This is a genomic window from Phocaeicola plebeius DSM 17135, from assembly GCF_000187895.1.
In the GTDB taxonomy this organism is placed as follows: Bacteria; Bacteroidota; Bacteroidia; order Bacteroidales; family Bacteroidaceae; genus Phocaeicola; species Phocaeicola plebeius.
Window position 1 is genome coordinate 60,405 of the sequence record NZ_DS990122.1, and the last position, 13,916, is coordinate 74,320.

11 protein-coding genes and 1 pseudogene are annotated in these 13,916 nt (G+C 35.7%); 5 read left to right on the plus strand and 7 right to left on the minus strand.

The genetic code is table 11. The annotated features are described in order from the left end of the window. Positions 1 to 46 precede the first annotated feature (46 nt). Entirely contained in the window at positions 47 to 1,189 is a 1,143-nt protein-coding gene (locus tag BACPLE_RS04355) for a DegT/DnrJ/EryC1/StrS family aminotransferase (RefSeq protein ID WP_007559297.1), read from the plus strand. Positions 1,190 to 1,363: 174 nt separating this feature from the next. On the opposite strand, the pseudogene BACPLE_RS04360 reads toward BACPLE_RS04355, so the two are convergent. Beyond that, positions 1,364 to 2,527 (minus strand): annotated as a pseudogene (locus BACPLE_RS04360) (IS256 family transposase). 319 nt (positions 2,528 to 2,846) lie between these two features. On the opposite strand from BACPLE_RS04360, the gene BACPLE_RS19265 reads away from it, so the two are divergent. Next, complete coding sequence (locus tag BACPLE_RS19265; RefSeq protein WP_262501088.1) at positions 2,847 to 3,077, plus strand: transposase domain-containing protein; 231 nt, start codon at positions 2,847 to 2,849, stop codon at positions 3,075 to 3,077. Positions 3,078 to 3,361: 284 nt separating this feature from the next. On the opposite strand, the gene BACPLE_RS04365 is transcribed toward BACPLE_RS19265, so the two are convergent. From BACPLE_RS04365 to BACPLE_RS04390, 6 genes are all read right to left on the minus strand, one after another. Next, positions 3,362 to 4,393: an NAD-dependent epimerase/dehydratase family protein gene (locus BACPLE_RS04365; RefSeq protein WP_007559302.1), complete on the minus strand. Its 1,032-nt coding sequence runs from the start codon at positions 4,391 to 4,393 to the stop codon at positions 3,362 to 3,364. Positions 4,394 to 4,397: 4 nt separating this feature from the next. Continuing rightward, on the minus strand, positions 4,398 to 5,294 hold the full coding sequence (locus BACPLE_RS18545; protein ID WP_007559304.1) for a hypothetical protein: 897 nt from the start codon (positions 5,292 to 5,294) through the stop codon (positions 4,398 to 4,400). A 6-nt stretch (positions 5,295 to 5,300) separates the two neighbouring features. Next, complete coding sequence (locus BACPLE_RS04375) at positions 5,301 to 5,987, minus strand: tyrosine-protein phosphatase (protein ID WP_148374616.1); 687 nt, start codon at positions 5,985 to 5,987, stop codon at positions 5,301 to 5,303. 62 nt (positions 5,988 to 6,049) lie between these two features. Beyond that, positions 6,050 to 8,416 (minus strand): GumC family protein, encoded by a 2,367-nt coding sequence (locus tag BACPLE_RS04380; protein ID WP_007559308.1) that lies wholly within the window; start codon positions 8,414 to 8,416, stop codon positions 6,050 to 6,052. 2 nt (positions 8,417 to 8,418) lie between these two features. Further along, complete coding sequence (locus BACPLE_RS04385; protein WP_007559309.1) at positions 8,419 to 9,240, minus strand: polysaccharide biosynthesis/export family protein; 822 nt, start codon at positions 9,238 to 9,240, stop codon at positions 8,419 to 8,421. A 129-nt stretch (positions 9,241 to 9,369) separates the two neighbouring features. Beyond that, entirely contained in the window at positions 9,370 to 10,374 is a 1,005-nt protein-coding gene (locus tag BACPLE_RS04390) for a helix-turn-helix transcriptional regulator (RefSeq protein ID WP_007559310.1), read from the minus strand. A 293-nt stretch (positions 10,375 to 10,667) separates the two neighbouring features. Between BACPLE_RS04390 and BACPLE_RS18790 the strand changes: the two genes are divergently transcribed. The 3 genes from BACPLE_RS18790 (at position 10,668) to BACPLE_RS04415 (ending at position 13,807) form a co-directional block, all read left to right on the plus strand. Next, on the plus strand, positions 10,668 to 11,786 hold the full coding sequence (locus BACPLE_RS18790; protein ID WP_007559312.1) for a helix-turn-helix domain-containing protein: 1,119 nt from the start codon (positions 10,668 to 10,670) through the stop codon (positions 11,784 to 11,786). Positions 11,787 to 12,361: 575 nt separating this feature from the next. Continuing rightward, complete coding sequence (locus BACPLE_RS04410; RefSeq protein ID WP_007559313.1) at positions 12,362 to 12,793, plus strand: Hsp20/alpha crystallin family protein; 432 nt, start codon at positions 12,362 to 12,364, stop codon at positions 12,791 to 12,793. 84 nt (positions 12,794 to 12,877) lie between these two features. Next, entirely contained in the window at positions 12,878 to 13,807 is a 930-nt protein-coding gene (locus tag BACPLE_RS04415; protein WP_007559314.1) for a DnaJ C-terminal domain-containing protein, read from the plus strand. Positions 13,808 to 13,916 lie beyond the last annotated feature (109 nt).

Below are 13,916 nucleotides of genomic sequence, written 5' to 3' on the forward strand. Positions count from 1 at the left end.
TGCAATCACATTTCAGAATATAAAGAATATACATAATAATTTGAAAATGAATAAAAGAATCTGGCTTTCGCTTGCTCACATGTCTGGACGTGAGCAGGACTTTATTAAAGAAGCATTTGACACAAACTGGGTTGTTCCTTTAGGACCCAATGTAGATGCATTCGAAAAAGAATTAGCTGACTACGTAGGACAGAATTGCCACGTAGTAGCACTTTCAGCTGGAACTGCCGCACTACATCTAGGCCTGGTTTTATTAGGAGTAGGACAAGGTGATGAAGTTATATGTCAGTCATTCACCTTCTCTGCTTCTGCTAATCCAATCGTTTATCAAGGGGCGACTCCTATATTTGTAGACAGCGAGACAGATACATGGAATATGGATCCAGAGCTTCTTGAGGAAACAATTAAGGACCGTTTAAAAAAGACCGGTAAACTCCCCAAAGCAATCATTCCAGTTCATCTATATGGTATGCCAGCCAAGATGAACGAAATCCATAAAATTGCTACCCGCTATCAGATTCCACTATTGGAAGATGCTGCAGAAGCTTTAGGATCAGAATATTACGGACAAAAATGTGGTACCTTTGGAGAATTCGGGGCACTTTCTTTTAACGGGAACAAGATAATTACAACTTCCGGAGGAGGAGCCTTAATCTGTAGAACAGAAGAAGAAGCGAAGCGTACAAAATTCTTTGCCACCCAAGCTCGAGAAAATTTTCCCTACTACCAGCATGAGCACATCGGATATAACTACCGCATGAGTAATATTTGCGCAGGAATCGGACGAGGCCAAATGACTGTTCTTGATAAACATATCGCACGTCGTCGGGAAATTCATGCTCTCTATAGTGAAGGTCTGAGAACAATCCCAGGAATAAAAGTCATGCAGAATCCATCTGTAAACGTAAAATCCAATTTTTGGTTGACTTGTATTTTAGTGGATTCAAAAATAGCTGGATATACTTGTGAAGATATTCGTTTACATCTAGCAGAAGAAAATATTGAGACTCGTCCTTTATGGAAGCCCATGCATCTTCAGCCTATTTTTACCAATGCACCAGCTTACGTAAATGGGGTATCAGAACACCTCTTCCAAATTGGCTTATGTTTACCCTCTGGATCATCACTTTCAGATGAAGATATACAAAGAGTTATTGACTCAATTACATTATTACAAAAAAAACATTAAAACAAAAAGTCTCCAATTGTCATTCAATACAAAAAGAGACTTTCCTATATTTTAGAGACATTCAAGTAGTGTTTCATTCAGTGTGTCTGAAATAAATCTTCAGATCTTTTAGTTTTGCAAAGATATCACTTTATTTGATACATCATCGGCAGGTATGCCTGCCGATGATTATTTTTATTCGTCTGGAAACAGATTCTTGTCAAGATCAATTCTTGGAACCTGTCTTAGATAAGACTTCTTGTCCATGGCACTCTTCCCATAAATAGAATGACAGACTCCTCGTTGGGCATTGCGCCACGCATCCTCGTAGCTCGCCGGAAGTCCTTCTGTAGCCGTTCTATCCAGTTCGTAGTATATATCATAGATTGGATGCGGTGGTCATAGTTCAAGTAAGTGAAATACGCCTTGTAAGAAGCATCCTCACCACATTTCCTGATACTTCTGTAATACCAGCCCTATTGGACACAGAATTGCTGCCATTCACTCCAGGCCTGTTTACTGTATAGTTTCTGTTCCCTGTCCGGGAAATATGCCTCAAACCCTCTACCACATCTCCTTTGTTCCCGTTACGGACATCGCTCAAGATGTTGCGCTTTAAGTGGGCAGTACATCTTTGAAGTTTAGCCCCAGAGAACACTTCACTGATGACATCTTCAAGTCCCTTAAGACCGTCCGCACATACAAGAGCGATTTTACCGACACCTCTCTCGTACAAGTCATGTAGCATCTCACCCCGGCCCAAAGCACTTTCTATCGATTTGTTGAAGATACCGAGTACCTCCCTGGTCTTGTCCTCCTTCACGTCCAAAACGACATAGAAGGCTTCTGTATCAACGCTGCGCTTGCGGTGTACCTTTATGTGGACGCAGTCAATGAACACCACATGATAATAGCTTTCCCAAGAACGTTCCAGCCAGTCCGTGACATCCTTGTGCAAGTAGTCAAGCATCCGAGATATACTGGCTTTGCTGTAGTGCTCGCCATAGATATCGCTGAACACTTCACCGACCTGCTCCTGAATCAGACCTTTGGTATACAAGGTCCCAGCAAGCTGTTCACACTCTTCTTCCTGTTCACGGAGTATGGCCAATATACGGGGATGAAAGTTACCATACCTGTCACGTGGAATACGGAAAGCCAATGTACGTCCATGCCATATGTACGACCGGGACGGTAGCCGTTGCATTTGTTTCCTGCAACACCCTCTTCATGAAGATATTCCCTGCACTCTGATACCATCAGGCTTTCATGCATTATTTCCATCAAATCATGTAAGCCATTTTCTTTTTCCGAATATTTGCATATCAGCTCGGAAAGTTGTTCCTTTGTAAAATTCATAAAGTCTACTTTTTTTTAAGTTTATTGGCTTGCTGCTACAAATCTAAAAAATCTGTAGACTTTTTTATTATCCTATTTAAGACACACTTTTTGAAACAGTATCAGAACAGTCCTTCGACAATACTTCCAAAGGCGATGTTATAAAACTGAGATAAAGCGGTATATTTATTCCTGTCCCATCATTTGCCAATCAGAGCTGTTATAAACCTAAAGGAGAATCATTATCCAGATTCAAAAGCATAGAGATCGTACATCAAAAGGAGATACGATACGCATTCAGGGAGAGTTCAGTTCACAGGAACTTTATTACAACAATCTTATTGAGAATGCAATAAGGCCATTGGCTTTGGGAAGGAAAAACAATCTGTTCTGTGGCAACAATGTATCGGCATACAGAGCGGCCACTATATATTCCCTAATCGGAACCTGCAAGTCTACCGAAGTTGATTATAGAATATGGATGGAGGACGTATTAAGGAAGATACCGTATTATAAAAGAGATAAAAAGGATATGACAGAACTTCTTCCACGGAACTGGGCGAAATCATAACAACTCTGTTCCAAATTGATATAATTTGATGCTATCAGTCCCGAGTCGGTACGATTCATTCAGATTTGCCTCCGAATCAGGACTGATTTTTCTATTTGAAATATGTACTTCAGTTAATACTTACGCTAATTCACAGCACATTGTACATGAATTAGTTGGATAATTTTATTCTATTTAATGAATGTCCCAACTTTATACTTATTGATAAGAATAGTTCGCTGCTTTATAAATCTACACTATAACTTTATCGGATGCTTACACTTTACCCAAAACTTACAAGAATATTATTTCAAAGGATTCTTTTCTGAAAGATACCACTTTATAAAACGAGCAATGCCCTCATGCAAACTAACACAAGGTTTATAGTTTAATTCTTTTTCTAAACGACTTGTATCAGCGTAAGTCTGATATACATCTCCTGGTTGCATAGGCAGAAAATTCTTCTGAGCAGTCTTTCCTATGGCTTGTTCAATTGTTTGAATAAAATCCATCAACTTAATCGGAGAAGAGCATCCTATATTATAAATCCGATAGGACACACCATCCATATTGAGATTAGGCGTATGCTCTACCACACGAAGAGTTCCTTCAACAATATCATCAATATAAGTAAAATCTCGCATTAAATCTCCCTGATTAAACACGTTTATTGGTTGACCCGCAAAAATAGCCTTAGCAAAAAGCATAGGAGCCATGTCAGGTCTTCCCCATGGACCATACACTGTAAAATATCGTAAACCTGTCATTGATATTCCATATAGTTTACTATAACTGTGTGCCATTAATTCATTTGCTTTCTTACTGGCAGCATATAAGCTAACAGGAGTATCAACCTGATCATTTTCAGAATAAGGAACCTTTTTATTTAATCCATACACCGAGCTCGAAGAAGCAAAAATCAGGTGCTTAACATGGTAAGTACGGCAACATTCTAACAACACTAAAAAACCTGTTAAATTGCTCTGTAAGTAAGCATAAGGATTAGTAATAGAATAACGTACCCCAGCTTGTGCAGCCAAATTAACAACTTTATCAAACTGCTCCTTCCGAAAAAGAACCTCCATAGAAAACTTGTCATCTATAGACATACGAATAAATCTACAATTAGGAAAACGGTTGTTAAATACAGCTACTCCCCATGACAAATCATCTTCTATAAACTCAAAACCACATTCTTTTAAACGCCCATATTTTAAGCGTACATCATAATAATCATTAATATTATCAATGCCTACCACCTCATAATTCCGCGATGCCAACATAAACATCAACCGTGAGCCAATAAAGCCAGCTGCACCAGTAACTAATATCTTCATACATTCATTTTAAAGGAGTTAACAAACTAGTTCTAAAAGATAGTAATGCAGCAGCCTCTTCAGGTCGATTTTGTAACGTAAATGAGGGGACTAAAGCCACAACTTTACTTAAAGTATTAATAATGCGATTAAATGATACACGCTCATCCTGAATCATTGAACATGATGCAAGTAATTGCTGAAATGCTTGCATTGGCTCCATCGGAATAGCCTTATTATCAAGTGCCTGCTGCATAAAGAAAAAAGCTTTTAACACAGCTGACTCATTTTTGTAACAAGGAGTTTTGCCACTCCAAGGTGTACCATAAATCATAACCTTCCCTTTGTGAATACGCAATGCCGGCTGGTCATCATTCAACAATTCACTACTTTCAATATAAGTTAACCACAAACGAGAATGAGTACTCTTCCCAACTCCTGAGTGTCCAATAAAAGAAACAGCTTCATTTCCATACTTTATAGCTGAAGAATGAATAAAAATGGTATCTCGCTTAGCTGAACTATAAATAAAAACAATCATGAGCAATTCATTCAAAGCTATATAAGCATATTCATCCCACACTGGAATATCAACAGAAAACGTTTGCCAATCATCTCGAACCCACATCGTATATTGTCGTTCCTGATTTACAAATTGAAAAGTAACATAAAAATCATCTAAAGAATTAACGATATGATGTATAGTTATACGGCGTTGCTGTTCAAAAGTAAAACTCGCTATTTCTTTAATTAAGAGATTAGGATTTTTCTCACACTTTACTCTAAACAATAATTCTTCACCAACTGGCAATGCATTAAACTGAAAAGAACGGAAATTGGGTAAATATGTATACAAACATACGATTTCAGGAATCTCCAGCAATCCCCAATGCCCTGCTATATTTAAAAATATATTCTGCATATATAATTATCTAATTGTATCGTAATTCCAAAGAATCTCGTTATGACAAAGCAAATCATTTAATATCTCTATTTGTTTATTTGTCAGGATTTTCCTGTTTAACATCTTTTTATAAGGAGATATACAATGAAAATCTGATCCTAAATACGTATATAAACCTTTTTCTAAAAGTAACGCTGAAAAATACAATGCATGTTCACCATAACAACCTCCTAATGACATCAAATTTAATTGAAAAAGACAACCCATTTCTTTCAACTTATCATAATCAGAGAAATTCATATAAACATATCGTTCTGGATGAGCAATAATTGGAATATATCCTTTTTTCATCACTTCTTTAAGCAGTTCATTCAACCCCAATGGAGGAGCTATATACGAAGTTTCCAACAAAACATGTTGCCCGTCATACGTCAACAAACCTCGTTCTAAATGATTCCTAAAACTAGCGTCTAACATATATTCCGCTCCCAACCTAACAGAAATAGAAGAAAAAAGTCTATCGGAGAAATCCTTAAAGCATGCAGATAAGAATTCAGATGTATTATTCCGCAAATCAGACATAATATGTGGTGTAAGAAAAATCCTCAAAACGCCTAATTGCTCTAAATAAGCTATTGCTTTCTTGGCTGAGACTATATCAGATACCCCATCATCTACACCTGGAAGTAAATGAGCATGCACATCTGTCATACCTTCTAATATCCTAGCGTCGGAAATTGAATATTTCCTAGTAAATAACCTCCCGAATATGTTCATGATTTTTTCTTATGTTTTGTCTTCGTATCACCATAGCCATAACCATAACCATAGCCATAACCATATTTATGAGCATGTTTAAAATCAACACCATTCAAGATTAAAGCCATATTAGTAAATTGACCACTTTTATAAAGAGCATCAACATCTGGGAGCTGTTTTCGATCAAGAACCCCTGCACGAACAATATAAAGTGTCCAATCAGCTATACGATTTACAATAGCAGCATCAGCAATCATACCTGCAGGTACATTATCTACAATAATATAATCGTATCGGGTACGTAATTCTTCAATCATCTGATCAAGACGCTCACTTAAAAGCAATTCTGCTGGATTAGGAGGGACTGCTCCCGCATAAATCATATCCAAATTAGCATGCAGTTTCCCCTTTACAATAATCTGATTCAAATCTGCAATTTTTCCTGAGAGATAATCAGTCACACCTAACTCTTTTCGTTTCGAATGTGCAGATAAAGTACCTTTACGTATATCCAAATCCATCAAAATAATTTTTTTATCAGTCAAAGCAAAACTCAAAGCCAAATTCATTGAAACAAAAGTTTTCCCCGCACCAGGCATCATTGAAGTGAAAGTCACAACTTTCATATTATCTTTTTTCATTCTCATAAAATCCATATTGGTACGAATAATACGAAAGGCCTCAGAAATAGAATCTCTTCCATTTTCATGAATTATAATATCATCCTTTCCCTGATACTTAGGAATTTCCCCAAGAAATGGAATTGAAAGTTTATTTTCTATATCTTTTTTTGTACGAACTTTTGTATCTGTCATTTTTAATAGCATTAAAAATACAGCTGGAATACCTATACCAATCAAAAAAGAAATCATCCAGATTCTCATTCTATCAGGAGCTATAGGAGTATTACTGCCCGAAGCTGGATCTATTGTTCGAACATTACTTTCTGTAATAGACTGTGCTAAAGCATTTTCCTCGCGCTTATTCAACAAATAAAGATACAATTCCTCTTTTATTTTCTGCTGACGCTCTACCGAAAGAATATATTTCTGATGAGTAGGAACCGCAGCAATACGGCTAGCTGTACGAGCTTCCTGTGCTTGTAAATTCTTCAATTTCACATTTAATGCAACGATGGTATTATCAATAGAGCGAATGATCGTTTGTTTTAGCGCGCTCAAAGAATTATTCAAATTAACCACTACCGGATTCTTATCACTGCTACTATCTATTAATTTATCACGTTTCAACAACATTGCATTATAAGTAGCAATGGACGATTCAATATTAACATCAGCTCCACTGATTCCCGTATTAGTAGGTATCAAATTAAAATTCTTACTCGGATCAGTAAGATAGCTTTTAATATATTTAGCTAACGTCAATTGATTCTCAATGCCAACTCCTTCTTGTTGATAACTACTAGAACTAGCTAAATACATACTAGCTTCAGAATTAACATCAGTCAACCGATTCTGACGCTTAAATGTCTCAATATTAGAATCTACATTTCCAAGTTCCTTTTCAATAATATTTAAGCGTTCAGAAATAAAATTAGACGTATTAATTGCTATCTGATTCTTATCATTTATCAAGTCTTCATTATATACTGCAATCAAAGTATTCAACACATCATCAGCACGTGCAACAGAAGAATCTATGATCGAAAGGTTTAACATTGTAGAACCAGCTAAAGCTTGCGCTATTGTTAATCGCGCTGCAAAACTATTAGCAATACTCTTCAAATTTACTTTACGTACTATTAGTGGTGAAAATTCTCCCTTTCCATAATACAAAGTAGGAGAAATTAATATTCTTCCAATAGGTGTAGAAACTGTATCATTTAATGGAATATAGAAACTTTTATTAACAGATTCCCCTGAAGAAGTAATAATATCAGTAATTGTAACCTCCTTTTCAGAATGAGGTAATACTGTTAAAGATAAAGTTTCAGCTTCATCTACATCAAAAAAACGAACAGATATAGGAGCCTGCGTATACAATTCTTTCATATGTAGCCCTTCTTCTATTAGATAATTAACATCCAAATGTAACCGACGTGCTACAATCTGCATTAAACGATTTGATTTAAACACAAGCATTTCATTGCTGACATTCCGTTCTGCACGAACTGTAGCAATATCCTCAAAAACCGCAGATTCAGACATACTGCCACTGCTATTATCTTTTATCAGAACAGTAGCCATACGCTTATATGTAGGAATTGCCTTTTGTAATGTATACCATCCAAAAAACAGGCATAGAATTACAGATACCAAAAACCAATACCAATTAGATAAAAACATATGGAGAATTTCTCCAATATTAAAAGAACTATCCTCTCCCTTTAATAAGTCTGTTGCTTGTTTTTTCTCAGCCATAATTAATTAATTAATGAAAGAATCAATGTCGTTATACTAATAAGTGAAGTTACGACAGAAAGTCCTAATGAGAAGTTTGATTTACGAGAAGTGGCTTGACTAGCTTTTGTCTTATTTGGCTCAACATACACCACATCATTCTGTTGCAAATAAAATGAAGGGGACTTAAATAAATCCTTAGAACGAAGATCATTATAATACTTCATACGTATTCCATCTTTTTCACGGATTACAACAACCCGATCACGCCGTCCCTGTATTGTCAAATCCCCTGCCATACTAATAGCTTCTAACAATGTTATACGTTCACCTTTTATATTATACATACCAGGCGATGCTATTTCGCCTAACATATAGATCTTAAAATTTAAAAAATTAATAGTAACAATAGCATCTTTAATCAAATTTTCTTCTTTCAAACGAGTTTCAATCAAATTCTTTAATTGTAGACGGGTCAACCCTACAACATGTAATTTCCCTAAAATTGGGAAATCAATATCTCCATTCGTATCAACCGTATATCCTAATTGAGAAGAGTTGCCCTGCTCAGATGTAGATGTAACCGCCCTATTAAAAGAAATGTTTTCAGATGTACCCAAATTATAATCAACACGCGGTAAATTAAAAGGAATAGCCAACTCTTGTTCCTTGCAATTAACTAATATACCGAGCAAATCATCCTTTTGAATATAAATTTCGTATTTTTGTTCAATGGAAAGTTCCTTATCCATATCCTGTAAATAAAGCACATTCTTACGTGAAGCACACCCTGTTATCAGGAACAACACAAAACAGCTAAAAAAAAGTTCTTTAAATTTCCTCATATCTTTATCTTTTTATAAGACAAATACTTATACTATATCTGCTGCAAATGTAATAAAAAAACAATAAACTTTTTTTTTATAGACAAAAAACATAGTAAGCAGTAAAACATAGACAAAAAGGAAGATAGACTATCTTTTTAATTTATAAAGTTTCATTTTCTCCTCCAATTCTTTATAAAGATTATCTTTTGGCTGCAAATTTAGTTTTTTACGAATATGAGCCCTTTGACTATTAATATTAGTTTCAGTCTTATTCAATATGCTGCAAATTTCCCCCTGTTTCTTTCCTTGTAAAATTAAACTACATATCTCACGTTCGGATTCAGTTAATTCAGGAAAGGCTTCTTTCATAATTTCTTTTTCCGTATTTTGTTGCTTTATATAAGTCGAAACAGTTTCTATAATATTCCGTTGCGAACGTTCACCTATTAACAACAACAATTCATTTACCCTCGAAGCAGATAACTTTTTCTGCTTTGACAACTCTATATACGCCTTTATTTCAGCTTTATTTAACCGTAAAATTCGTAGAAGTTCTGCTTCATCACTTTTTAATATATTATTTTCCTCATTTAATAAATAAAGATTACTAACTAGATAAGTACCTAAACGACAAATAATAAGAAAGACCAATATTACTACCCCTATAAAATTCTTCATAGACGAATCTCCAGTCATCAAGGTACATACAGTACACGTAACAATAACCGAAAAACTTAAAATACAAGGCAAATAACGAAGATAAGCCAATAATGCCAACATCGCAACAACAGTAGAAAGCATCAAATCCGCTAATATCAAATTAATATGATATTCAGTCGGATAAAGTGCAGCATACACCATTTCCCCTATAAGTTCTAGTTGAGTTGCCACAAGAAACATCGTAAGAGAAATATTTAAAGAGAGTAATTTGCAGCTATAACATACATACAAAATAATAGTAATACTAAGAATTGCCGTATTCAGCCATGTAAATATTCCAGAAACTGGCCCCATTAATCCTATAAGATTAATAATAGTACCAATTACCATAATTAATGTTGAACTGATGTAAATAGACTGTTTTTGCTTTTCTAGAAAGCTTGTTGCACTAGATGTACATGCATCTAAAATACTTTTAATTCTAATCGTCATCCTTTAAACCTATAAATACTAAAAAATTATTGACTATTTTCAAGGTACAAGGATAACTATTTCATATAGATTTTAATCAAATTCAAGGTAATAAAAATTATGATATATGAGTTTATTTCAGTTCTTTTGTATACAAGAATAATTTTTAATAAAATAGATATTTGTCGAATTCTATACTTATATTTGACAAGATTTTTAACGAGCAAAAGACCAAGAAAACGAACTACATAAAGCCACGAAAATTCATTAGATATATTAACCATCAGCACACGAATAAAAATCAATAAAGAATCATGTTAGACAATATTTTCTTTCTATTAGAAATCATATCTGGAGTAAGCTGTTTTATGATTTCCCTGTTTCTTTTTTCTTTTACAGTTCCTGACACACTAATAGGACGCCGCAATAAAAGAGCATGCCTCTTCATAGAAATCTCAGCATTCCTAATGGGATGTATCAGCTTAGGATTTATTTTAATGGGAGGTGAACACCATCGAAGAATGGTTGCTTTTTTTATCCAAGGATTTGCCCCATTACAGATTCTATTATTAATGCTCGCATTAGCATATCCTATATACATTGGCAATAATTTTAAAAGATTCATGAGAAAACATATTGTTTACACTTGCTTATTATGTATAGGGAACATGGTCTATTTTTGGTTATTAAATGGACAGATTGGAAGCTGGATTTACAACTTACTATTAGCTTTTTTTTCTTTCTTATTCATTTTTTACATACGAACTTATCTACGTATATCAAAACGTTGGGAGGAGCATTACCCGGAATGTAAAAAATATTTCCGAAAAAAAGCATATCCACTATGTTTTTTATTAGCTATCGTCGGCCTATATGCCGTAATAGCAAATATTTTACCAACCCACAGAAACCAACTTATTTTTATAAGTATCTACACCCTTGCTTATATTTATTTCGCGTTACAATATAATAAATATGGATTAACCATCTCACATTATATCAAAGCTGACAATATAAAAGAAGAAGTAATCAATGTCAGCATAAGTCCATTTAGTAAATGGCTTTCTTCAAAAGAAGAAAACAGGAAAAGACAAAACTATGAAGTCATCAAAAAGAAATTAGAAATATGGGAAACCCAAAAAACTTATTTACATCCCAAACTTACTATCCAGAAAGTAAGTCAAGAAATTGGAGTAAATCAGACATACCTTTCGAACTTCATTAATGACTGTTATCAAACAAATTTCAATAGATGGATAAATAGTCTACGCATAGATGAGGCGAAAGAGATTATGCTACACAAACCAGATATAGGACTCGCTGAAATTGCGGAACTAGTTGGTTTTGCAGATCTTGCACATTTTAGTAAACAATTTAAACTAAAAGAAGGAACATCACCTTCTGCTTGGCGGAAACAGAATAATTTAAAATAAATCCACACCTGAAAACCTTAATTTAAATTCCAGTTGACCACAATAAACCAATCCAGGAGTAACATAAAAATTAATACTACTATAAAGGCTCCACCATTGAAAACCATAAGTATAAATATTAGCAGAACATTACCAATATTCCATATTTTTCGTACCTACAAACAACCCAACAACATCAATAAGTCTATATCACAAACAAATATATTTAAACATGCAATGTCACATCCCCAAAGTGCCTACCACATAAAATCCAAGCATTTTACATCACGATGAATATGAGCAACAGTAAATGACAATATGTCACAAAATAAGACTTTTTGTCTTTCTAGAGCAAAAGGATAATGACAATTTGCTACTTCTTATCCCATTAAATAGCTAATATAGTTTGCAAAGGTTTAAAAATCGGCATAAAAGGTTTAAAATAAAGGTATTACATTAAAAATGGAAGTTACAACAACCTCCATTCAAGATTTGTGGTACACTGTTTGCAAAAGAGTAAGTGAACTTGAACTTCAAAAGGGTTAGGGTTCAGAAACAAAATTGATTAACAACTAAAAAAATAGGAGATTACAACTATGATGCCGACTAGAAAATATTACAATCAGAACTGGTTACCAAGTATCTTTAATGACTTCTTCGATAACAACTGGATGGAAAAAGCAAACGCTACCGCACCTGCAATCAATGTGGTGGAAAGCGACAAGGATTACAAAGTAGAAGTAGCCGTTCCGGGAATGACTAAGGAGGATTTCAATATCCACTTGGGTGATGAAAACGAACTGGTCATCTCCATGGAAAAGAAAGTTGAAAACGAAGACAAGGATAACAAAAAATACTTACGACGTGAGTTCTCTTACACCAAGTTCCAACAGTCACTTTACTTGCCCGACAATGTCGATAAGGAAAAGATTACTGCCAATGTAGCAAATGGTGTATTGACTATTGAGCTGCCAAAGTATTCTCAAGAAGAAAAAGCAAAAATTAATCGTGTGATTGAAATACATTAATCATCACAAATAACGGAAAACTCTCGTCTGCATCCATTGTGGGCGAGAGTTTTTATTTTGGAACTAACTTAAAACGATTGATATATGGCATTTATTGATTACTATAAGATTTTGGGAGTAGACCGTAATGCCACTCAGGATGAAATCAAGCAGGCATACCGGAAGCTGGCCAAGAAATATCATCCTGACCTGAACAAGGATGACCCGTCGGCAGAAGGAAAGTTCCAGCAAGTGAATGAAGCCAACGAAGTATTAAGCGATCCGGAAAAGCGTAAGAAATACGACGAATATGGCGAACACTGGAAACATGCCGATGAGTTTAAGCAGGAACGTGAGGCATACAGCAGGGCACAGCAACAGCACGGTGGCTCCGGCTACTGGTACTCCATGAACGACGGTGAATTTACGGAAGGATTTGGAGGAACAGGGGCAAGCGGCTTCTCTGACTTCTTCGAACAGCTTTTCGGCCACGGAAGAGGTGGACGAGGAGGATACCACACCATGTCGAGGGGACAGGATATAGAAGCACAGATGCACTTGTCGCTCAATGAAGCCTACGTCACCCACAAGCAGACTTTCAGCATCAACGGTGAAAATATCCGTATCACTGTGCCGGCAGGCGTGGCCGACGGACAGACCATCCGTCTGAAAGGCTACGGCCAGAAAGCCATGAACGGAGGAGAAAACGGAGATTTGTACATCACCTTTGTCGTCGATAAGGATGATACCTTCGAACGAAAGGGAGATGACCTCTATACCCACGTCAATATCGACTTGTACACTGCCGTGCTGGGTGGAGAAGTACAAGTGAAAACCATGGACGGAATGGTCAAACTGAAAGTAAAACCGGGTACACAGAACGACACGAAGGTCCGTTTGAGAGGAAAAGGATTCCCGGTGTACAAACAGACCGGCCAGTTTGGCGATATGATTGTATCGTACCACATCAATATCCCGACCTCCCTGACCGAAAAACAGAAGGATTTGTTCAACCAGCTGCGCGCTGCCAGCTGATAAAGCAGCAATTCCATAACAACTTCATTTATATCAGCTTCATAATTTCCAGTACTTCCGTGGAAGTACTGCAGTACTGTCAAGGAAGTACTGTAGTACTTTCAGGGGA

What these genes read in the sequence shown, in the direction of transcription:
- BACPLE_RS04415 (WP_007559314.1), top strand. Translation starts at nt 12,878, where the DNA reads ATGGCATTTATTGATTACTATAAGATTTTGGGAGTAGACCGTAATGCC.
- BACPLE_RS04385 (WP_007559309.1), bottom strand. Translation starts at nt 9,240, where the DNA reads ATGAGGAAATTTAAAGAACTTTTTTTTAGCTGTTTTGTGTTGTTCCTG.
- BACPLE_RS04380 (WP_007559308.1), bottom strand. Translation starts at nt 8,416, where the DNA reads ATGGCTGAGAAAAAACAAGCAACAGACTTATTAAAGGGAGAGGATAGT.
- BACPLE_RS04410 (WP_007559313.1), top strand. Translation starts at nt 12,362, where the DNA reads ATGATGCCGACTAGAAAATATTACAATCAGAACTGGTTACCAAGTATC.
- BACPLE_RS04390 (WP_007559310.1), bottom strand. Translation starts at nt 10,374, where the DNA reads ATGACGATTAGAATTAAAAGTATTTTAGATGCATGTACATCTAGTGCA.
- BACPLE_RS18790 (WP_007559312.1), top strand. Translation starts at nt 10,668, where the DNA reads ATGTTAGACAATATTTTCTTTCTATTAGAAATCATATCTGGAGTAAGC.
- BACPLE_RS04365 (WP_007559302.1), bottom strand. Translation starts at nt 4,393, where the DNA reads ATGAAGATATTAGTTACTGGTGCAGCTGGCTTTATTGGCTCACGGTTG.
- BACPLE_RS04355 (WP_007559297.1), top strand. Translation starts at nt 47, where the DNA reads ATGAATAAAAGAATCTGGCTTTCGCTTGCTCACATGTCTGGACGTGAG.
- BACPLE_RS18545 (WP_007559304.1), bottom strand. Translation starts at nt 5,294, where the DNA reads ATGCAGAATATATTTTTAAATATAGCAGGGCATTGGGGATTGCTGGAG.
- BACPLE_RS04375 (WP_148374616.1), bottom strand. Translation starts at nt 5,987, where the DNA reads ATGACAGATGTGCATGCTCATTTACTTCCAGGTGTAGATGATGGGGTA.